The 21977-nt window shown below is 45.7% G+C and carries 20 protein-coding genes and 1 tRNA gene; 3 read left to right on the top strand and 18 right to left on the bottom strand.

The window, feature by feature from the left end:
* Nucleotides 1-75 precede the first annotated feature (75 nt).
* The 14 genes from hpt to M3079_RS08855 form a co-directional block, all read right to left on the bottom strand.
* Nucleotides 76-627, bottom strand: a complete 552-nt coding sequence (hpt, locus tag M3079_RS08920; RefSeq protein WP_349293390.1) for a hypoxanthine phosphoribosyltransferase — start codon at nucleotides 625-627, stop codon at nucleotides 76-78.
* The gene (gene tilS, locus M3079_RS08915; protein ID WP_249078817.1) at nucleotides 611-2029 is read right to left on the bottom strand and encodes a tRNA lysidine(34) synthetase TilS; all 1419 of its coding nucleotides are present in this window, start codon (nucleotides 2027-2029) and stop codon (nucleotides 611-613) included. The genes hpt and tilS overlap by 17 nt, the downstream gene beginning before the upstream one ends.
* Before the next feature lie 50 nt (nucleotides 2030-2079).
* Nucleotides 2080-2505, bottom strand: a complete 426-nt coding sequence (locus tag M3079_RS08910; protein ID WP_249078815.1) for a S1 domain-containing RNA-binding protein — start codon at nucleotides 2503-2505, stop codon at nucleotides 2080-2082.
* Nucleotides 2506-2614: 109 nt separating this feature from the next.
* Nucleotides 2615-2941: a septum formation initiator family protein gene (locus M3079_RS08905; RefSeq protein WP_249078813.1), complete on the bottom strand. Its 327-nt coding sequence runs from the start codon at nucleotides 2939-2941 to the stop codon at nucleotides 2615-2617.
* A 73-nt stretch (nucleotides 2942-3014) separates the two neighbouring features.
* Complete coding sequence (locus tag M3079_RS08900) at nucleotides 3015-3293, bottom strand: HU family DNA-binding protein (protein ID WP_021716471.1); 279 nt, start codon at nucleotides 3291-3293, stop codon at nucleotides 3015-3017.
* Nucleotides 3294-3425: 132 nt separating this feature from the next.
* Complete coding sequence (gene mazG / locus M3079_RS08895) at nucleotides 3426-4895, bottom strand: nucleoside triphosphate pyrophosphohydrolase (protein ID WP_249078811.1); 1470 nt, start codon at nucleotides 4893-4895, stop codon at nucleotides 3426-3428.
* A gap of 4 nt (nucleotides 4896-4899) precedes the next feature.
* The gene (locus M3079_RS08890) at nucleotides 4900-6459 is read right to left on the bottom strand and encodes a polysaccharide biosynthesis protein (protein WP_249078810.1); all 1560 of its coding nucleotides are present in this window, start codon (nucleotides 6457-6459) and stop codon (nucleotides 4900-4902) included.
* Nucleotides 6460-6480: 21 nt separating this feature from the next.
* Nucleotides 6481-9756 carry a transcription-repair coupling factor gene (gene mfd, locus M3079_RS08885; protein WP_249078808.1) on the bottom strand — a complete coding sequence of 1092 codons (3276 nt, stop codon included), beginning with the start codon at nucleotides 9754-9756 and terminating at the stop codon, nucleotides 6481-6483.
* 73 nt (nucleotides 9757-9829) lie between these two features.
* On the bottom strand, nucleotides 9830-10792 hold the full coding sequence (gene glpX, locus M3079_RS08880) for a class II fructose-bisphosphatase (protein ID WP_021716475.1): 963 nt from the start codon (nucleotides 10790-10792) through the stop codon (nucleotides 9830-9832).
* Nucleotides 10793-10882: 90 nt separating this feature from the next.
* Complete coding sequence (locus M3079_RS08875; RefSeq protein WP_249078806.1) at nucleotides 10883-11449, bottom strand: YIP1 family protein; 567 nt, start codon at nucleotides 11447-11449, stop codon at nucleotides 10883-10885.
* Between the two features lie 6 nt (nucleotides 11450-11455).
* Entirely contained in the window at nucleotides 11456-12400 is a 945-nt protein-coding gene (gene sppA, locus M3079_RS08870; RefSeq protein ID WP_249078804.1) for a signal peptide peptidase SppA, read from the bottom strand.
* A gap of 67 nt (nucleotides 12401-12467) precedes the next feature.
* On the bottom strand, nucleotides 12468-14081 hold the full coding sequence (locus M3079_RS08865; RefSeq protein ID WP_021716477.1) for a CTP synthase: 1614 nt from the start codon (nucleotides 14079-14081) through the stop codon (nucleotides 12468-12470).
* Nucleotides 14082-14116: 35 nt separating this feature from the next.
* Nucleotides 14117-15775 carry an arginine--tRNA ligase gene (gene argS / locus M3079_RS08860; RefSeq protein ID WP_249078803.1) on the bottom strand — a complete coding sequence of 553 codons (1659 nt, stop codon included), beginning with the start codon at nucleotides 15773-15775 and terminating at the stop codon, nucleotides 14117-14119.
* Nucleotides 15765-16199, bottom strand: a complete 435-nt coding sequence (locus M3079_RS08855) for a DUF1934 domain-containing protein (protein WP_249078801.1) — start codon at nucleotides 16197-16199, stop codon at nucleotides 15765-15767. Before M3079_RS08855 ends, argS begins: the two co-directional genes overlap by 11 nt.
* Nucleotides 16200-16450: 251 nt before the next feature.
* Between M3079_RS08855 and putP the strand changes: the two genes are divergently transcribed.
* Entirely contained in the window at nucleotides 16451-17938 is a 1488-nt protein-coding gene (putP, locus tag M3079_RS08850; RefSeq protein WP_249078800.1) for a sodium/proline symporter PutP, read from the top strand.
* Nucleotides 17939-17994: 56 nt separating this feature from the next.
* Here the strand turns inward: putP and M3079_RS08845 are convergent, their stop codons facing one another.
* The 3 genes from M3079_RS08845 to M3079_RS08835 all read right to left on the bottom strand — a co-directional run bounded on the left by M3079_RS08845 (nucleotide 17995) and on the right by M3079_RS08835 (nucleotide 19910).
* Complete coding sequence (locus M3079_RS08845) at nucleotides 17995-18663, bottom strand: flavodoxin family protein (RefSeq protein WP_249078798.1); 669 nt, start codon at nucleotides 18661-18663, stop codon at nucleotides 17995-17997.
* A gap of 231 nt (nucleotides 18664-18894) precedes the next feature.
* Nucleotides 18895-19224, bottom strand: coding sequence for an AzlD domain-containing protein (locus M3079_RS08840; RefSeq protein ID WP_021716483.1), 330 nt, complete (start codon nucleotides 19222-19224; stop codon nucleotides 18895-18897).
* Entirely contained in the window at nucleotides 19224-19910 is a 687-nt protein-coding gene (locus M3079_RS08835) for an AzlC family ABC transporter permease (RefSeq protein WP_249078796.1), read from the bottom strand. Before M3079_RS08835 ends, M3079_RS08840 begins: the two co-directional genes overlap by 1 nt.
* A gap of 231 nt (nucleotides 19911-20141) precedes the next feature.
* Between M3079_RS08835 and M3079_RS08830 the strand changes: the two genes are divergently transcribed.
* Both M3079_RS08830 and M3079_RS08825 read left to right on the top strand, forming a co-directional pair.
* Nucleotides 20142-21146 (top strand): DUF362 domain-containing protein, encoded by a 1005-nt coding sequence (locus tag M3079_RS08830; protein ID WP_249078794.1) that lies wholly within the window; start codon nucleotides 20142-20144, stop codon nucleotides 21144-21146.
* 136 nt (nucleotides 21147-21282) lie between these two features.
* Complete coding sequence (locus tag M3079_RS08825) at nucleotides 21283-21726, top strand: aldo/keto reductase (protein ID WP_249078792.1); 444 nt, start codon at nucleotides 21283-21285, stop codon at nucleotides 21724-21726.
* A gap of 121 nt (nucleotides 21727-21847) precedes the next feature.
* Here M3079_RS08825 and M3079_RS08820 read toward each other — a convergent pair.
* Nucleotides 21848-21935: transfer RNA gene (locus tag M3079_RS08820), tRNA-Ser, on the bottom strand.
* Between the last annotated feature and the right edge of the window lie 42 nt (nucleotides 21936-21977).

Raw genomic sequence — 21977 nt, 5'->3', positions numbered from 1 at the left:
CCTCCTTAACCTTTAGTTAAATTACAAATACCATTTCTATATTATAATATATTCTCCCTGTTTCCACAACATTTATTATTTGGCATATGCTTCCGGCTTTAATACGCCGATAAACGGCAAATTGCGGTAATCTCCGGCATAATCCAGGCCGTAACCTACAACAAATTCATCAGGAATTTCAAAGCCCACATAATCGGCATTTAATTTGTTAACGCGGCGGCTCGGCTTATCGCACAAAGCTACTTTTTTAACGGAAGCAGGTTTCTGCGCCATTAAAAGCCTTGTAATTGCTTCCATGGTAACACCGCTGTCGATAATATCGTCAACCAGAAGCACATGGCAGCCCTCAATATTTTCAGAGCAGCTCAAACGTATATCAACATTGCCGCTGGTTTCCGTACCGGAACCGTAAGAAGATGCCACCATAAAATCAATGCGCAGCGGCAAATCAATTGCCAGCGAAAGGTCGGTAAAAAAGTAAATAGCTCCCTTTAAAAGCCCTATCATCACAATTTTTTCTTTATCTTTATAATCGTCATGTATCTGCCTGCCCAATTCTTTTACGCGCTTTTGAATTTCTTCTTCACTCAGCAAAACCTTTGCAATATTTTCATTCATTTTTTTCATCCTTTCTTCCGGCAAGCCTCATTACCAGCCATTTGCCGTCCGGCTTGGTTTTCCATCCGGCCTGCCTTTCGCCGATTATCCATAAAACTTTGCTGCCTGCTGTTACCAGCAGCTTTTTGTCGCGCTCTGCGCGCGGAACTTTATTGTCTATAAAATAATCTTTTAATTTTTTGCTGCCTGCGCTGCCATACGGGTAAAACCTGTCGCCGTCACGCCTTGTGCGGATACAAAGCTCATTACCGGCGATGGCAAGCGGAACAGCAGCCTGTTTTTTTGTTATCTCCGGGCATTCTTCCGCAGTGCTGAATTGCAGCACGCCGCCATCAGGCAGATTAACTTCTTTTAATTTACCGGTACTTTCTGTAAGCACAGTAATTTCATCAAATACTGTACCGGCACTAATTAATTTTTTAACCTCCGGCTGCGTGCCTACATAAAGCCTGCCGTAAAAATATGCAGCTGCCGTTTTGCCCGGCAGTGCCAGTATTTTGCCGCTGCTTCTCTTTTTCAAAAGCCCAAGCACTGCTTCCACATGCTCAAAGCCCAGTTCGCTTCCGCAGGCAGCCATTTTCTCCCACATCATACGCACAACGCGCCGGGTCACTGCCGCAAACTCTGTTTTAAGAGCCTCTGCTTGGCATTCCAGCAGTTTACCGTTTGCTTTAACATTTTGGTTATAAAAAACCTGCGCATGATAAGCAGCAAAATCATTATCTGCCCTGGCAAGCTGCGCCGTATTGCCAAGAGCCGCTATTACCCTGGGGTTAAAACTTTTTTCCAAATACGGCAGCAGTTCTTTTCTTATTCTGTTGCGAGTATAACGCACATCATCATTGGTAGAATCATTGCAAAACCGCAAACCGCGTTCATGGCAATAAGCTTCAATTTCCGTACGCCGTACAAATAAAAACGGCCGCAGCAGTTTTCCGCTTGCTGTCTGCATTCCGCCAAGACCAGAAGTACCGCTGCCGCGCATAAGCTGCATTAAAACGGTTTCTGCCTGGTCATCAGCCTGGTGCGCCGTAACAATGTAATCACACCCTGCCTCTGCCGCGTAGGAAAACAATGCTTTATACCTCAAACGACGTGCTGCGTCCTCCAGCGAAAGCCCGTTTTGCAGCGCATAATCCGGTGCTTTTACATGCCTGCATACAAATGCAAGCCCGCGCTCTGCGCAGAAGTTTTTTACAAATTCCGCGTCATCAAGCGCTTCCTGGCCGCGTATGCCATGTTCCACATGCATTACCGTTATTTTATAGCAGCATTCATCTTTAAGCTGCCATAATGCATCGGTAAGCGCCGCCGAATCCGCACCGCCGCTGCATGCCACAAGCAGCGCGGAATTTTGTTTAACGTACTTTTTTATTTCTTTCAGCAATTTATTTACAGCATTGCCGGACATTTATACTCCTCAAAACAAAAAGGCACTCACCAAGGAGTGCCATTATGCTCTTATCTTTCACGGCTGGCACCGCGGCCGCCGCGTTTGGATTCAGTGTTGCGCTTAAGGTCAAGCAGCCTGTCGTCGCTGTCTTTTAAAAATTTTGATAACTTGTCTTCAAAAGAAAGTGCCGGTGCCGGTTTAAAGCTGCGGCGTTCCGTATTTACTGCCGGACGCTGCGGTTTGGGCTGCGGAGCCGGCGGCGGGGTAAGCTGTTTAATGGACAGCCCGATTTTTCCACGCGCATCAATAGATAAAACTTTAACCTTTACTTTGTCCTTTTCTTTCAGAAAATCATGTACGTCCTTCACATATACATTAGAAACTTCGGATATATGAATAAGACCAACCTTACCCTCAGGCAGCTGTACGAAAGCGCCAAAATTGGTAATGCCTGTTACTTCACCTTCAACGATTGCACCTACTTCAAGTGACATAAAGCAGACGATCCCCCTTAAATTAACTTGATATAGCACCATTATACCTTTCTTTTTAAAAATGTGTCAACCAAAAAATAAAAAAACAGATAAATAATCTTAAGATAATTTACCTGTTTTTCTTATCCGAATCCTTATTTTCTTTTTCGTCGACAATGAATAACGGCACTTCATCCTTGCCAACCATATTATGGTCCTCACGCGCAAGTTTTTCAATGTATTTTAAATCGTCAAGGCGTTTTTTCTCTGCTTCAAGTTCTTCTTTATCTTTCTTTAAATTTTCCACGCGCTGCGTGGTTGCTTCAAGCTCTTTATTTACCTGGTAAATTTTATACTCCTGCCGGGCAATAATAAAACCGCAGATAGCAAGAATTATCAGGCAAATCAGCAGAAAATCATGCTGTTTTTTCTTTTTGGTTCTGCTGCGCTCCGGCATAAGCACCTCCAAATTTGGGTTTATACTAAAATACCGGGCTCGTTAAGCCCGGCATTTTAATGCAGTTAAATTATTATTTTGCGTTAACCATGTCTTTGAAAGCTTTGCCAGCTTTGAAAGCCGGAACAGTAGCTGCCGGAATTTCAATAGCTTCGCCGCTCTGCGGATTTTTGCCGGTACGTGCATTGCGTTTACGTGCTTCAAAAGTACCAAAGCCAATCAGCTGAACTTTTTCGTTTTTAGCAACTTCTTCTTTAACGGTTTCAATTAAAGCGCATAAAGCTTTTTCAGCGTCTTTTTTAGTTAAGCCAGTTTTTTCTGCAACTGCAGCAACGAGTTCTGTTTTGTTCACAGGAAATCCCCCTTAAAGGTTTTTTATTTTATCTATGGGCAGCTGCTGCAAAAGCGCATAGCTTGCCGATAGAATTCATGTAATTGTAAGTTCGCTGTAAAACGCAATATTCCTGCTTATCAGGCAATATTTTTATTTTTTTTCACAATCCTTTATTTCAATTAATTTCGCCTTATTCCAAAAAGCGTCCAATTCGGCAAGTGTAAAGTCTTTCCAGTCCCTGCCGGATTCTTCAACGCAGCTTTCAACGTACGAAAAACGCTTTACAAAACGGTTGTTGGCAGCGTTTAATGCCGTTTCCGGCTCAAGGCCGATATGCTTGGCGTATGCCGCTATTGAAAACAGCAAATCGCCAAGTTCATGTTCCTGTTCGTCCTTGTTTTTTAAAGCAACGGCTTCTTTAAGTTCTGCCGCTTCTTCCAGCACTTTATTCCATACGCCGTCATTATCCGGCCAGTCGAACCCGGCTTTTGCTGCTTTGGAATTAAGTTTATAGGCACGCATAAGCGCAGGCTGGCCTTTGGTAACGCCGTCAAGAACATGGGTACGCTCTTTCTTTTCGGTCTGCTTGATGGCATCCCAGTTTTGCAACACTTCATCACTGCTGCCTACTTCAATGGTGCCATATACATGCGGATGGCGGCGGATAAGCTTATTCACAATTTCGTCCACAACATCCTGCATGGTAAACGCGCCTTCTTCTTCTGCCAGGCGTGCATGGAATACCACCTGCAAAAGAACATCGCCGAGTTCTTCCTTCATGTTTTCGTAATCCATATTGTCAATGGCTTCCAGAAGTTCGTACACTTCTTCAATAAGGCTTTTGCGGATGCTGCTGTGCGTCTGTTCCATATCCCACGGGCAGCCGCCGGGAGAACGCAGCGTTGCCATTACATCGGTTAACGGGCGGACATCCATCACGGAAACCTTATCTTTATATTCCGGCACAAAAACACTGGTCAGGTGGTCGATATTTTCCTGACGGTCGAGTTCATACAAAGGCACCGTGCGGCATTCTTCATCCGGCAGGCCCAAATTGCGCAAAAACCACACCGGCGTTTCATCATCAAGCACATCCATCAAGGCCAGCTTAACATCGGACGCAACAAATTTGCTGTACACCTGCGTTATCATCAGCGGATATTTTCCTGCGTCGGCAAGTGCTTCAAAATCGCTGCTGTCAATAATCCTCAAACCGGCAATCGGGTCAATGCCAAGTTCCACATACGCCAAATCCAAAAAACTCATGGAAGGCAGAATTTTTAATGCAATCTTTTCCGCAGCTGCACGTTCCCGCAAAAGCACAACCGTGCGTTCCGCCACAAGCGGGCTGCCCGGAACAGCATAAACAACATCCTGCGTCTGTGCTTTTTCAAGCACAAAATTTACAATATTGCCGTATACATCTTCAAAAGACGCGCCTTCTTCATAAAAATTATCGCAGGACGTAAAATTAACTTTTTCTTCCGTCAGTCTCGATACGCTTGGATGCACGGCAGTGCGCAGAATAACGCATTCCCCGTTTTTCAAAAGTTCCATGGTTTCTACCGAAAGCTGCCCGGCACTGCCGGGGCCAAGGCCTACAACCGTTATTTTATGCATTTAATCACCTCCGCTTTATTTTAGAACCGATAAACGGTATTTTTTCCAAATCATCCTTGCTTACGGCTTTTAAAACAAACAGCAGCACGGCATAAACGGCTATCGCCGCAAAAATTGTAGTTATTGCTGCTATTGTATTGCCAAAAAGTCCGTTTACAAATGTGTAAATAAGTTCTGCCGCTGCGGCCATCAGCAAAGTTGCCGCCAAAAGTTTTGCCAGAACCTTAGCGTTAAACGTTATGCCGCTGCGCAGCAGAAAAATAATGTTTAACAGCGCCGCAAGCCCGAAATTAATGTTGGAAGCCCATGCCGCACCGACAATATTAAGAGGAGTTACCGTTAAAAACATTACCGCACCTATTTTTACAACGGCACTCAACAGCATATTCCACATCGGAACGGCCGTTTTGCCTATTCCCTGCAGCATACCGGTTGTTACCTGATGTATGCCTAAAAGACAGGCCGAAGGCGCCAGATGGCGTATTGCCTCACCGGCCTGCGGCGCATTGTAAATCATCTGCGCAATCGGCGTTGCCAGCACCCATAATCCGGCTGCGGCCGGAAATGTTATAAGGCAGCAAATATTCATGGCCGTGCGCGATTTTTTTATAATTGTAAGTTTATCGCCAAGCGTAAATGCTTCTGAAATGGCCGGCACGATACCGGCAGCCAGCGACACCGTAACTATGGTGGCCATCATAACAAGCGGCATGCCCATGCCGGTAAGGTAACCGAACAGCGTTGTTGCCTGTTCTATTGTATAACCGCTGGCATACAGGCAGTTTGGCACAAGCAGCATATCTATACTGCTTGTTACCGGCACCATTATGTTGGCGCACGAAACCGGCAGGGCCAGCATTGCCAGCCTTTTGGCAACGGTATAAACGGATTCTGTTTCCGTATTGGCAAGCTGAGGCGCAGCCGCCGTATTTTTACGCAACCGCCTGAAAAAAAAGCTGAGCACAATAAGGCCCGTTATCGCACCGGGCACGGCACCGAACGCAGCCCCGGCAGCGGCGTATTCCAAACCGTACGGCAGCAGGCAGTAGGCCAGCACAACCATGGTTACAACGCGCGTAAACTGCTCCAAAATCTGCGATACGGCAGGCGGCGTCATCATCTGATAACCCTGAAAATAACCGCGGAAGCTGGCAAGAATTGTTGAAAAAAACACTGCCGGTGTTAAGGCTATAAGCCCATAATAAGCACGCGGGTCGCGCACAAAGCCGCTTTCAACAAGCCACCCTGCACCGAAAAACAGTGTTAAGGCAAAACAAAGGCCTGTAATAACCATCAGCCCCAGCGAAATTTTAAAAACCTGCTCCGCTGCCTTAAACTGCCCTTTGGCAACTTTTTCGGATACTATAATGGAAATTGCTATCGGTATTCCGGCCGAGGAAACGGAAAGCATCAGCAAAAACACAGGGTACGCCATCTGGTAAAGGCCAATTCCTTCACCGCCCAAAAGGCGCGATAATAAAATACGGTTAACAGAGCCGAGTATTTTAACCATTAAACCTGCCATGGTTAAAATCATGGCCCCGCGCAAAAATTTATCTGCCATTTGCCAATGCCTCCTTTCCGTTTAATTTTTACCTGCCAGCAGCGGCAAATTCTTTTCCAGCCAGGGTAAAGGTTCCGTTTTTAAAACATTCATTTTCAGCAGCAGCTGCGGCTGTCTGCCGGTTTTTAACTGTATGCCGTTGCGGCTTGAATTAATCATTTTCAGCAAAACATCAGTGTCAAGCACTGCGTTTTCATTAAAAGTTATGCGCACTTCAATGCCGCGCGTGCTGATGCCGGAAATGCGCATTTTGCGGCATAAACCGCGCACCGCCGCCACACGCCAGAGGTTAACAATTTCTTCAGGCGGTTCACCGAAGCGGTCGGTAATTTCATCCAGCAAATCGTCTTTTTCGCTGTAATCAAGTTCCGCAAAGCGGCGGTAAAGTTCAAGTTTATAACGCGGGTCGCTGATATAACTGTCGGGAATATAACCGTCAACGTTAATTTCAACAATCGGGTCAGGTTCGGGCGTGCCTTTTTCAGCACCGTCCTTCAAACGCTTAATTGTGCTTTCCAGCATTTCGCAGTAGGCTGCAAAGCCGATACCGGCAATATGCCCATGCTGCTGTGCGCCAAGCAGGTTTCCGGCGCCGCGTATTTCCAAATCGCGCATGGCAATTTTAAATCCTGCGCCAAGCTCCGTAAAATCGCGGATGGCCTGCAAACGCTTTTCGGCAATTTCACTGAGCTGCTTGTTGCGCCGGTACACAAAATAAGCGTACGCCAGGCGCGCCGAACGGCCTACCCTGCCGCGCATCTGGTAAAGCTGCGACAGGCCGAAGTTTTCCGCACCGTCTATAATAATTGTGTTGGCTAAAGGAACATCAAGTCCGTTTTCTATAATAGTGGTCGAAAGCAGCAAATCGCAGCTGCCTTCATAAAAATCTATCATTGCATCTTCCAGCATTTCTTCGCTCATGCGCCCATGCGCTATGCGTATGCTGATACCCGGCACAAGTTTGCGCAGTTCACCGGCAATGCGCTCCAGCCCGGTAATGCGGTTATGCACGTAGTAAATTCTGCCGCCGCGCCGCAGTTCACGCTCCAGCGCTTCTTTAATCATGCCGCTGTCGTATTCGGCAACATAAGTTTCTACCGGCAGGCGGTCCTCCGGCGGCGATTCAATTACGCTCATATCGCGCCCGTTAACAAGCGCCAGATGCAAAGTGCGCGGAATAGGCGTTGCCGACAGGCACAATACATCAATGCCTGTTTTCCATTTTTTTATTTTTTCTTTCTGCGCTACGCCAAAACGCTGCTCTTCATCTATAATTAAAAGCCCTAAATCGCGGAATACCACATCAGATTGCAGCAGGCGGTGCGTACCTATCAAAACATCAACATTACCTGCTTCCAGAGCGCTTAATATACGCTTCTGCTCTTTCGTGCTTGTAAAGCGGCTGATGGTTTCAACCCTGATGCCAAAAGGCTCCATTCTGTCGCGCACCGTCATATAATGCTGCTGGGCAAGCACCGTGGTAGGCACCAGCAAGGCAACCTGTTTGCTGTCCATTACCGCTTTAAATGCCGCACGTATGGCAACCTCCGTTTTTCCGTAACCGACGTCGCCGCATAAAAGCCTGTCCATCGGCACCGGCTTTTCCATATCGGCTTTAATTTCGGCAATTGCCTTTAACTGGTCCGGCGTTTCCTCGTATGGAAACTTTTCTTCAAATTCTTTCTGCCATTCTGTATCCGGCGAAAAAGCATGCCCCGGCACAATTTTACGCTGAGCGTATAAACGCAAAAGTTCTTCCGCCAGAATTGTAATGGCTGCCTGCGCTCTTTTCTGCGTACGGCTCCAGTCGCTGCCGCCCATTTTACTTAAACGCGGAGCCTGGCCTTCGTTGCCTATGTATTTATGCAGCATGCTTACCTGCTCAACAGGCACATACAGCTTGTCGTCACCCGCATACTGCAAAAGCAGGTAGTCGCGGTGGTGTCCGTCAACCTCAACGTTTTCCACGCCAATATAACGCCCAATGCCGTGTACGGAATGGACAACGTAATCGCCGGCCTTAATTTCCGAAAAATACTGCAGCTGCGCGCCTTTATTTTTGCTGTGCAGACGGCGCCGCTTCTGCATGCCGAAAATATCGCTTTCGGTAATTAACAGCCAGTTTTCATTCCAGAACCTGAAACCGGCCGTAAGCTCGCCGCTGATTACGCTTACCCTTCCGGGAATAAGAAACGGCTCGGCATCAACATATCCGGCCGTAATGCCTTTGCCCGTTAAAGTATCGGCAAGCCCGCGCGCCTTTATGCTGCTGCTCATCATAATAACCGGCACTATGCCGTCGTTTAACCAGCCGCGCAAATCGCCAGCCAAAAGCTCTGTATTGCGGTTATACGGCGCAACCGTGCGCACTGGTATATTAATCTGCGTAAAACCGTTAAAATAATTATGCTGCAAAGCCGCAAGCGATACTGCTTTAGCATTGCCGCAGGCTTCCGTCAGCTCCTGTACCGTCCATAATTCGTCGGCATAAGCCTTATTTTCGTTATAAATTTTTTCCGCCAAATCCCATAAGCGTGATGGTTCATCCACAAAAAGTATGGTTTTAGCACTTACATAATCAAAAACAGAGGCATTAAAACTTTCCTGTTCAGGTTCCTGCAAAGGTACAATTTTAATTTTCACGAGATTTTCCACACTGCGCTGGTTTTCCAGGCTGAAACTGCGTATAGCGTCAACGGTATCGTCAAACCATTCTACGCGCAGCGGCAGTTTGCTGTTGATGGGAAAAATATCGAGAATATCGCCGCGCACGCAAAACTGGCCGATTGCGTCTACCTGCTGCGTGCGTTCATAGCCAAATTCGGTGAATTTTGCAATAAGTTCCTGCTGGTCGGTTATGCTGCCGCAATTAATTTCTATGCCTTCCTGTGCCGCAGTTTTATCAGGCAGTTTCTGTAAAAGCGCTTCGGCGGTTACAAATACTATGCCGCGTTCCTCGCCGCGCAGAAAACGCAGGGCAGCAACACGTTCCGCCTGTACCTCGCGGCTTTTGGCATCGGCCTGCACACGCGGCAAATCCGCAGGATACAGTTCATACATCGGCAGTTCCGGATAAAACCAGTTTAAGCTGCGGCGGTATTCGCGTATTTCATCGCGACCGCTTACAAGAAACGCCAAAGAGCCCTGTCCCGCAAAAATGCTGTCCAGAGCTGCAATAATAACCGTTTTTACCGGGCCGCTTACGCCGCTTAGGCTTACGCCGCCTTTTTTTAATGCTTCTGCCGTGCGCCGCACTTCATTTATGGCGGCAACATTATCAAGCAATAAATTTTTCATAACCAATCCTGTAAAATATTAAAATGAAACAGGGTTTCAGCGTTGAAGCCAAAACCCTGCCCATAAACCGAAATTAAAGTTTAACTGCAAAATCTTTGCGGTCAAAGCTGTGTACAGCATCTACAAAACGTACTGTACCAGTTTTGTAGCGCATGGAAACGGTATGCGTACGCACGCCGCCACCAAAATAACGCAGGCCGTTCAAAAGCTGGCATTCCGTAATAGCGGTTGCGGTAAACATGCAGTCATCACCTTTTACCATATCGTCAAGGGTTAAAACTTTATTTACATCGCCAATGCCCATATCAAGGCAGCGTTTTACCTGTGCTTCGTCTTCCGGGCACAAACGCGCCTGCATATCGCCGCCAAGGCATTTAATTGCTGCTGCTGCAAGTACGCCTTCCGGTGCGCCGCCGCGGCCGATATACATATGAACGCCGGTACCTTCAATGCCGGCATTAACAATCGGGTTTACGTCGCCGTCGGTAATAAGGTGAATACGTGCGCCTGCGCTACGGATTTCATCCATCAAACCGTAATGGCGTTCACGGTCGAGCAGTACGACAGTTAAATCGCCGACTTTTCTGTCCAGTGCTTTGGCTACGCGTTCCAGGTTTTCCTTAACCGGAGCGTTGATGTCGATGCAGCCTTTGGCACGGGGGCCGACAGCAATTTTATCCATATACATGTCAGGAGCGTGAAGCAGGCATCCTTTGGGAGCAATGGCAATTACGGCAATAGCGCCCGGCTGCCCTTTGGCAACAAGGTTTGTACCTTCAACAGGGTCAACGGCAATATCAACTTCCGGGCCGCCCGCACCTACATGTTCACCAATGTAAAGCATCGGCGCCTCGTCCATTTCACCTTCACCAATTACAACCGTACCGCTGATATTAACAGTGTCAAACATTTTTCTCATAGCGTCAACGGCAAGCTGGTCAGCACCGTTTTTGTCGCCGCGGCCAACGCTGCGTCCGCAAGCAATGGCAGCTGCTTCCGTTACACGAACGAACTCCATGGATAATTCTCTATTCATTCCTACCCCAACTCCTTTATTTTAATAATCACTTCATAACAATTATGCCACGTTAACGAAGTTTCTGCAAGAAAAACTATTTTTTATATGTTAAGAAAATTTAAGCATAAGCAGTTTAAACAAAAACTGAAACGGCAGAACAAGTGCCGTATAGATAAGCAAAAAGCTGAAAAGCACCGTAGCCAGCGCACGCTTAAAATCAATTAAATATACCGACTGCAGTGAACGCACCAAAAGATACATCATCCACAGCAGTCCTGCCAGAATTGCCGCCGCCAATACAAAAATGCCGGTAAAAGACATTTTTGTACTAAGCAAGGCTACCGGCGTAAGCATTAAAAAAGGCAGCGTTGTGTAGCCCAAAAGGCAAATCAGCCCGACGGCATCTCCGGCCAGCGCACCCATAGTACACAAAATACCGTGCAGCAAAAAGCCGTACATTAAAAGGCATACGCCCGTTATAACCAGTACAACGGCAATAATGCCAAAACGTACCGATAAGGGCTGTTCCAGAAAAAACTGGTTTGTAATCACGCCGCAGAACAGGCCGACGCTCATGGTAAAATACCACAGGCTGCGCCACAGGCATTTTTCCTTAACCAGCATTTCCATGCCGTCCCTGGTAGAAAACAATACATCAAAAGTTTTGCGCCTCATAAGGCATCACCTCTCAGCCTTGGGGACGGGTGCTGTTTTCATATCTGCCACTGCACCGTTCAAAGCATTTTCAAGCTGAGATAAAATCAGCTCGCTCAAACGTGCTTCAAACAAAATCTGCCACGGTTTTGCCGTTTGTTTTTCCTTAATTTCGGGTATGCCGTTTACGCCTATTAATTTACCGGCAGCTTCCAGAGCATCATAATAATTGCCTATTTCATCAACAAGGCCAAGCTGCTGCGCCTGTTTGCCGGTATAAACCCTGCCGTCTGCCAGAGCACGCACGGCGGCAGTATCCATTTTGCGGCCGTTAGCCACAACGGCAATAAATTCATCATACAGCTGATTTACTATTCCCTGTAAAATTTCGCATTCTTCCGCGGTCATTTCCCTGTCGGGAGATAAAATGTCTTTATGCGGGCCGCTTTTGATTTTGCCGGTATAAACACCGATTTTTTTATACAAATCTTCAACGTTCATATAAGGCATATACACGCCAATGCTGCCGGTAAGGGTAGAAGAATTGGCATAAATAACGTCGCTGTAAGAAGCAAGCCAATATGCCGCAGAAGCAGCCTGATCGCCCATGGAAGTTACTATCGGCTTTTTGGTGGTTTCTTTAAACCGCTCCAGTTCGCGCCCAACTTCCTCCGCAGCAGTTACGCTGCCGCCCGGCGAATTTATATGCAGCACCAGCGCTTTAACGCTGCTGTCTGCCGCAGCTTCACGGATTTCTTTCATCAGCTGGCCGCTGGTTGCAGCCTGCGTGCCGCCAAACAGAGTCTGTTCAACGGAAGCCCCGTCAACAATCGGGCCGCTGATATTAATAACGGCAACCCTGTCGCCAACAGCTACTTTCGGCTCATTATTATTGTTGCCGCCCAGCAGCGAAACAACAAACGACAAAACGGCTATCAGCAAAACGGCGCTTATAAAAATTTTTTTCAGCATGTTTTCATCTCCTTATACGCAAAAAGCAGACCGTTAAACAGTCTGCTTTTTGGTTAATTTACCGGCTTTATTTTTGTTCCCTCAAAGCAGCGGCAATAAAATCTCTAAATAACGGATGCGGATGGGTCGGGCGGGATTTAAATTCCGGATGGAACTGAGCGCCCAGGAACCACGGATGAACCGCTTCCGGCAATTCAACTATTTCTACAAGACGGCCGTTAGGCAGAGTACCGCCAATGCGCATGCCGCCTTCCACAATTTTTTCTCTCAGGAAGTTATTTACTTCGTAACGGTGACGGTGGCGTTCATAAATAAGTTCTTCGCCGTAAGCCTTCTGGGTAAGAGTACCGGCATAAACTTTGCAGGGATAAAGGCCAAGGCGCATGGTGCCGCCTTTTTCTTCAACATCAACCTGGTCAGGCATCAGGTCAATAACAGGGAATTTGGTTTCGGCATCAAATTCGCTGCTGTTGGCGCCTTCCATGCCGCAAACATTGCGTGCATATTCAATTACGGCGCACTGCATGCCAAGGCAGATGCCGAAGAACGGAATTTTGTTTTCCCTTGCATAACGCACGGCCATAATTTTGCCTTCAATGCCGCGGTTGCCGAAACCGCCCGGAACGAGAATGCCGTCTACATCATGCAGCATTTCGTCAACATTGTTGTCTTCTTCCATTTTTTCGGAATTTACCCATTTAATTTCAATTTCGCTTTCGTTGGCAACGGCAGCATGTTTCAAGGCTTCTGCAATGCTGATATATGCGTCGTGCAGTTCAACATACTTGCCTACAACGGCAATGGTTACTTTGCGGTCATAATGTTTCAGGATACGCGCAACCATTTTATGCCATTCTTCCATATCTTTCGGCTTGTCTTCCATGTCCAGTTTTTTCAGTACAACGGTGTCAAGCCCCTGTTCTTCCATCAGCATCGGCACTTCATAAATGCTTTCTGCCGTAAGGTTTTGAATAACTGCTTCCGGGTCAACGTCGCAGAACATGGCCATTTTTTCGCACATATCTTTGGAAATCGGCCTTTCGCTGCGGCAAACAAGAATATCCGGCGAAATGCCGATGCTGCGCAGTTCTTTAACGCTGTGCTGGGTCGGTTTGGTTTTAAGTTCACCGGCGGCTGCAATGTACGGAACCAGAGTTACATGGATATACAAAACATCGTTTTTGCCGACTTCTTTTTTAACCTGGCGGATTGCTTCGAGGAACGGCAGGCTTTCAATATCGCCGACAGTACCGCCGATTTCGGTAATTACAAAATCAGCATTGTCATCACGCCCAACGCGGTAAACACGTTCTTTAATTTCGTTGGTAATGTGCGGAATTACCTGTACGGTACGGCCCAGATAATCGCCGCGGCGTTCTTTATTGATAACGGAAAGATAAATTTTGCCGGCAGTTACGTTAGAGCTTTTGGACAGGTTAATGTCAATAAAGCGTTCATAGTGCCCTAAATCAAGGTCTGTTTCGGCACCGTCGTCGGTTACAAAAACCTCACCGTGCTGATAAGGGCTCATGGTGCCGGGGTCAACGTTGATGTAAGGGTCAAACTTTTGGATGGTAACTTTATAACCGCGGCTTTTCAGCAGTCTGCCGAGCGAAGCTGCCGTAATGCCTTTGCCAAGAGAGGAAACAACACCGCCGGTTACAAAAATATACTTAGTCATAATTATCCTCCAATCAGTAATTTATTTTAACTGCATTACATTCTTTCCGGTGCGGATACGCCTAAAATGTTCAGCGCATGGCGCAATACATGCTGAGTTGCTTTAACAAGTTTAATGCGTGCCTGCTGCACTTCCGGGTCTACGCCAAGAATGCGGCACTGGTTATAGAAGGAATGGAACAAGCCTGCCAGTTCATGCACATAATGGGCAACGCGGTGTACCGCGCGCTCTTTGGCTGCCGAGGCAATAAGTTCCGGATATTCGCCAAGTTTTTTAATCAGTTCAATTTCTGCCGGGTCGGTCAGCAAAGTATAATCGGCTTCGGCCGCTTCTTCAATGCCGGCCTCCTTAAGCTGGCGGAAAATGCTGCAAATACGCGCATGTGCATACTGAATATAGTAAACAGGGTTTTCGTTGGATTTTTCCGTTGCAAGCGTCAGGTCAAAATCCAGCTGGCTGTCAATGCTGCGCATTACAAAGAAGAATCTTGCCGCATCGGTGCCGACTTCTTCAATCAGTTCATTTAAGGTAACGCTCTGGCCGGTACGTTTAGACATTTTTACAAGTTCGCCGTTGCGGTACAGGCTTACCATCTGCAAAATCAAAACTTCAAGCTGTTCTGGGTTATAGCCAAGCGCGCCGACAGCAGCTTTCATGCGGGCAATGTAACCATGGTGGTCAGCCCCCCACAGGTTAATAACACGGTCAAAGCCGCGTTCGAATTTATTGCGGTGGTATGCAATATCTGCCGCAAAATAAGTGGGCACGCCATTATCGCGGATAACAACGCGGTCTTTATCATCGCCGTATTCGGTAGCTTTCAGCCACAGCGCGCCGTCTTTTTCATACATATAGCCGCGTTCGGTAAGGTAATCGCAGGCTTCCTTAATTTTGTTGCCGTCGTGCAGAGTCTGCTCGCTGAACCATACATCATAAGTAACATTAAACGCTTCCAAATCTTCTTTCAGCGCTGCAAGTTTTTCTTTTAACGCAATGGTACGAAATTCTTCAATGCGCTGTTCTTCTTCCATTTTTAAAAACTTGTCGCCGTAAATACGTTTAATGCGTTCTGCCGTATCTATAATGTCATGACCGTGATAGCCGTTTTCCGGAAATTCCACGTCAATGCCGAAAGCTTCAAGATAACGGGCATTAACGGATGCTGCCAGATTGTTAATCTGGTTTCCGGCGTCATTAATGTAATATTCGCGGGTAACATTGTAACCGGCTGCTTTCATTAAATTTGCAAGCGAGCTGCCAACTGCCGCTCCGCGCCCATGGCCTACATGCAGCGGGCCGGTAGGATTGGCGCTTACATATTCAATCTGAATTTTTTCATCTGTCGGCGCTTTTAAATTGCCGTAATTTTCACCGGCTTTTACAATGTTTGCAAACAAATCGCTCAGCCAGTTATTTTTCAAGTAAAAATTAATAAATCCCGGGCCTGCAATTTCTGCTTTTTCAACATAAGCGCAATCTAAATTATCTATTACAGCCTGTGCTATAATTCTCGGGCTGCATTTTAAACTTCTTGCGGACTGCATGGCAAAATTAGTTGCAAAATCGCCGAATTCTTTTTGAGGCGGTACTTCCAAAAGTACATCAGGCAGTTCGCCTTCTTTTACAACTCCCTTTTCAATAGCGCTTAACGCCGCTTTTTTTATGGCATCTGCCAAAATTTCCTTAATATCCATGCGCATCCTCCTCAATAGTTATCTTTATTTTCATTTCGCTCTGTTCCTGCCCGGCAATTTCCAGCATATATTCAAGTTCAATGTTCCAAATACCGTCACGGCAGTAAACATACAAATATTCTGTGTTTGTTTTTAAACCGAATGTTATGTACGGAGTTTTATAAACGCTTATACACTCCAGCCCCTGGGCAAATTCCTGGCGCGATTCCACCGTGCCGCTGCGGATAATTACCACATTATCATAGTTCCATTTTATAGTGGTTTTTGTACCCTGCATGCCAACAGCTTCGGTTTCATCATAAAAAACGTAAAACTTTCCGTTTTTTTCTGCCATCCGCCCAAAGGAAACCGTTTCTATGGCAGCTTTTTCGTTATTGTTTTTTTCATAACTTTTAACATGAATTCTGACTTTTTTCATTTCCATAAAAAGCACTCCAAAAATGACCGGAGCCTGCTTCACTTTCAGGTATCTTCACTACTGCAAAACGAAGCAAGCTCTGCAAAAATTTATCACGGTCCAAAAACTGCCAAAACTTCTTAAATATTATATATCACCGTCACGGTACAGTCAACCGCATATAATTTTACAATCAACGATTTTGCTTGCTTTAATGCAATAAAGAAGTGTATAATTAATATATTATTTACATAAACCATACATGGGGAGGAATTTTAATGCAACAGGATTTAGGCAGTATTCTGGCCTATGCACTTTATTTTATTGTGCTGTTTGCCATCGGGCTTTACCATATGAAGGATACAGGCGACATGCAGAGCTATATGCTCGGCGGGCGTAAAATCGGCCCGTGGGTTTCGGCAATGAGCGCGGAAGCCTCGGATATGAGCGGCTGGATGCTGATGGGCCTGCCGGGTTATGCTTATGTTGCTGGCGTAAGCGCTTTCTGGATTGCTGTCGGGCTTGCGCTCGGCACATGGCTGAACTGGCGTTTTGTTGCGCAGCGCCTGCGTATTTACACCAAAATCGCCAACGATTCCATTACGCTGCCGGACTTTTTTGAAAACCGTTTTAACGATACCAGCAAAATTCTGCGTATTGTATCTGCCGTTTTCATTTTTATTTTCTTTTTAATTTATACCGCGTCCGGTTTCGTTGCGGGCGGCCGCCTTTTCACCACCGTTTTTGATATTTCCTACGTTTCTTCGCTGCTTATTACAGCGGGTATTGTAATTTTCTACACCTTTACCGGCGGTTACCTTGCGGTTTGCCGCACCGACTTTTTCCAGGGCACGCTGATGTTTTTTGCAATTATCGTAGTGCCTGTTACCGGCATCATGGTTGCCGGCGGGCCTGCCGAAACAATCAGTTCCCTGCATGCATTAAACCCCAACTATTTTAATATGTTTACCGATGCTACCGGCCTTACGCTCAGCTTTACCGCCATTGCTTCACTTATCGGCTGGGGTCTTGGCTACTTCGGCCAACCGCATATTCTCGTACGTTTTATGAGCATTACCTCTGCTAAAGAAATTCCGCAGGCAACACGCATTGCCATGGTTTGGGTAATTTTCTCCCTGTTCTTTGCCGTTGCTTCTGGCCTCGTGGGCCGCGTTGTTTTAGGCGATGCACTTACCGGCGTTAACGCCGAAACCGTATTCATGGTTCTTAACGAACAGTTCTTCAACTCTTTTATGGCTGCAATCATTATATCGGCCATTTTAGGCGCAATTATGAGTACGTCTTCCGGCCAGCTTCTGGTTACGGCATCTGCAATTTCCACAGACTTTTATCAGGCACTGCTGCGCAAAAACGCCAGCCAGAAAGAACTGGTGCTTGTAAGCAGAATCGCCGTTATTCTTGTTTCAGCCTGCTCTCTGGCACTGGCCTATAACCCCAACAACTATATACTCGACCTTGTTGCATACGCCTGGGCAGGGTTCGGCGCTTCCTTCGGCCCGCTGATGCTGTTCAGCCTGTTCTGGAAACGCACCACGCTTAAAGGCGCGGTTGCCGGCGTATTCTTTGGCGGCAGTACCGTACTTTTATGGAAGGAATGTTTTGCCTATACCGGGCTGTACGAAATTATCCCGGGCTTTGCGGTTTCCTGCCTGGCAATCTTTATTGTAAGCCTGCTTGATAAACAGCCTTCGGCTTCCATTATTAAAGATTTTGAAGCAACAGAACAGCATATTAACGATTTATAATTAAAAATTAATGAAGCCTGTACACAAAAATGTACAGGCTTTTTCTTTTGCCAATTTTATAAGCTCATTCCAAGTTCAAATGCTTTCTGCGGATATTCTGTTTTGGCTATAGCTTCGCGTGTCGGGCAGCCCGGAGCAAGCACCCTGCCTCTGTCCTGCCAGTGCATATATCCTGCCAGCGTTTCATAATGTTTTGCAATGCTGCGCATTGTTAAAGGCGTATTACTTCCGCCTGCTGCCAACAGTACCGACTGTTTGCCGTTTATATCGTACGTTCGCGAATAAAATCTGTCGATAACCGTTTTAAGCTGCGCCGTCAGCGCAAAATAATATACCGGGCTTACCAAGGCTATAACATCGGCTTCCATAAATTTTTGAATGGCTTCCGTTTCTATATCATCTTTATGTACGCAAGGCCCGCTCATACCGCAGGCATCACAGCCGGTGCAGGCATGAATATTTTTAAAAGCGGAATTAAAGCGAAAAACTTTATGCCCGTTCTTTTCTGCGCCGGCAATAAATTTATCGGCTAAAAGCGCGGATGTACCTGCTTTGTGAGGGCTGCCGGTAATTACTGTTATTTTCATCTTGCTATTTTCCTTACCGGAAACCGTTTCTGCGGCCGATGTTATATTTTGTCCGCTTTGCATATTAAGCCCACAGCCGCTTAAATATAAAGTAATCAATCCTGAACAGCTTATTTTTAAAAATTCTCTGCGGTTCATAAGCCCCCCTCCTGTTCTGAATATCTTTACTATCATTATATTAAAGCCGTTTTTGTGCGTCTAATGCTTATTTTTTCTGTTCAGCCATGCCTTTAGGTAATAAAAAAATCCTGCGGCAGCCAAACATCTAACCACAGGATTTTATCATGCCTTATCCGTATATAGTTCATAAAATTTAAGCATTGGCATTTTTGCCACTGCTGTTTTACAATTTTAAACAGAGGTTTTAAGTTAAAATATTTTTTGTATTAAAAACATATAGGCCACTGTTCCGCCAACAATGCTTATAAGCATGCTGCGGCGCCAAAAATGCAGCGCTAAAGTAATTGCTGCGCAAATAAATTCCGGCAGGCCGTGCCAGGCATTAAACGGAGCGTCTTTTAAGCTGTAAACCACAAGCATACCCGTAACGGCAAACGGTAAAACCTTGCCTAAATAATTAACAAAATCGGGTATCGGCCGCCCGCCGCCAAAAATAATAAAGGGCAAAAAACGGGTCAGCACGGTTGCCAAAATAATAGCGGCAATCATTATTATGCTCTGCCCAACAGTCATTGTCATCACTGTGCCCTCCTTTTAATAACGGCAAAAACAAGCAGCATCATAAGCATGGCAGGTATCATAAAATTTTCCGTGCCAAAAACAAACAGGCTCAACACCGAAGCAGCAAGGCCTGTTAACGCAGCACCGTGCGCGTCTGCATTAAGCCACTGTTCGGCAAAAATAACCAAAAACAACGCCGGCAGCACAAACTCGATACCTTCGGACGGAAAATTAATGGCGCTGCCTACAACGGCGCTCAAGGTTGCTCCCGCAACCCAGTAAAAATGGTTCAGCATCGTTACAAAAAGCATAAACCAGGAACGGTCAACGCCGTCGGGCACTTTTATCATGCTGTTTATGGCAAAGCTTTCATCGCACATGCCAAAAATAAGATACAGCTTTTTCCACCCCGGCACATTATATGGCCTGAGCATGGAAACGGCATAAAACAAATGCCTTGCGTTAAGCATAAACGCTGCCAAAAAGGCACTTACCGGTTCAAAACTGCCAAGCAGCATCGTTACCGAAACGAACTCTACTGAACCTGCGAAAATAAGCAGGCTCATAAAAAACGGATATAACGGTGAAAAGCCCTTGCTCACCATTAAAAAGCCGTACGACGCCCCTAAAAAAATAAAACTTGCACCAATCGGTACAGTATATGGAAAAGCTGTTTTAAATGCTTTTATTTTAACGCTGTCCAAAGTAACACTCCCATAAAATTGCATATTTCAGCAAAAACTGCCGTTTAACCGGCGTTAAAAATGTTATAATATTTTTAAGAAAAGGTTTATTTATAATAAAGCCGTTATGTTATTATTCTAATCAACCAGCAGTTTTGTGTCAAGTATAAATAACAATAGTTCGTTTTATCTTACGGCTGTAAACAATAATAAATTTAAAAATAATGTAAAATTAATAAGGAGGTTTTTACCATGACTACAACAAAACCTGTTCCCGGCACTGGCGGCGACCATTACATTCCTTACTCCGAACGCAGCGGCGCTGAATCCGTTGTTTATTTTACCAGAGATTTATCTGCCGAAGGCCTGCTGAAAATTTTTAAACGCATCAGCGCAAATCTTACCGGCAAAACGGCAATTAAGCTGCATACCGGCGAACCGCACGGGCCTAACATTATTCCGCGCCCGTGGGTTAAAAACTTAATTGAAAAGGCTTTGCCTGAAGCCGCAATAGTTGAAACCAATGCTTATTATGCAGGCGGGCGTGATACCACCGAAAAGCACCGCGCCACTATTGCCCTTAACGGCTGGAATTTTTGCCCGGTTGATATTATGGACGAAAACGGCACTGCAGTTTTGCCTGTTAAAAACGGCAAATGGTTTACCGAAATGCATGTTGGCAAAAACTTGCTGAATTACGATTCTCTGTTTGTTTTAACCCATTTTAAAGGGCATGTTCAGGGCGGTTTTGGCGGCAGCGATAAAAATATTGGCATTGGCTGCGCCGACGGACGTATCGGCAAAGCAATGATTCATACCACACCTGGTTCCACCAACCAATGGGATATTGCCAAAGAAGAATTTATGGAAAGAATGACGGAATCCTCCAAAGCAGTAGTTGACCATTTCGGCAAAAATATTGCTTTTGTTAATGTAATGCGCAATATGTCTGTTTCGTGCGACTGTGAAGGAACAGCAGCAGAACCCGTTGTAACGCCTAATGTCGGCATACTCGCCTCGCTTGATATTTTAGCCATTGACCAGGCAAGCGTGGACCTTATTTACGCCATGAAAGAAACTGACCGCAAAGCGCTGGTAACGCGTATGGAAACGCGCCACGGCCTGCGCCAGCTTACTTATATGAAAGAACTTGGCATGGGCAACGATAAGTATAAACTGATTGACATTGACAACGGCGACAAAGAAATTACACTTGAAGAAGCCGTAAAAGATGTTGTGCCTTTTAAATCCGAATAATTAAAGTGATTGACTCGAAATCAAACGTACAAACCCCTTCAAAAAATTTTGAAGGGGTTTTGCTTGCTTAAAGCGCGGTTTAACTTGTTATAATTTAGTAAATAAAAATTTATTAAATTAAGCAGCAGTTGAAAGGATGAAGAAAATGGAAAAATATCAGTTTGGTTTTGGCTGCATGCGCCTTCCGCTTTTAAATGCAGATGACGTTACTTCTTTTGATTTTGCAAAAACAGAACAGCTTTTCGACGCATATTTAAATTTTGGTTTTACCTATTTCGATACGGCCTATACCTATCACGGTTACCAGTGTGAAAAAGCCGTCCGCAAAGCGCTAGTTGAGCGGCATCCGCGCAGCGCCTTTGAACTTGCCACAAAAATGCCGCTGCGTGATTTTAAAGATACGGCAGATTTGGAAACAATTTTTAATGAACAACGTACAAACTGCGGCGTTGATTACTTTGATTACTACCTTTTGCATAACATGGGTACTAATGTATATGAAAAATGCCGCAAATACGGAGCGTTTGATTTTATTGCCGCCAAATTTGAAAACAGCAACGCTTACCCGCAAAGAAAATAAACGGTAAATAAACTTAAGGCACAGCTATAATAAACGGCTGTGCCTTTTGCGTATCTGTATAAAAATAATAACTAAATAAAAAAGCACATTCCAACACGAAATTGAAATGTGCATTATTTTCTGGCGGAGAGGGTGGGATTCGAACCCACGGTACGTTGCCGTACATTTGATTTCGAGTCAAACACCTTCGACCACTCGGACACCTCTCCATATTTAATTAGCCCGGCTGTAAATTTTATTTAAAGCCAGCT

This window comes from Phascolarctobacterium sp. ET69 (genome assembly GCF_023336935.1).
In the GTDB taxonomy this organism is placed as follows: domain Bacteria; phylum Bacillota; class Negativicutes; order Acidaminococcales; family Acidaminococcaceae; genus Fusicatenibacter_A; species Fusicatenibacter_A intestinipullorum.
This window is presented reverse-complemented; position numbering and strand designations above follow the sequence as displayed.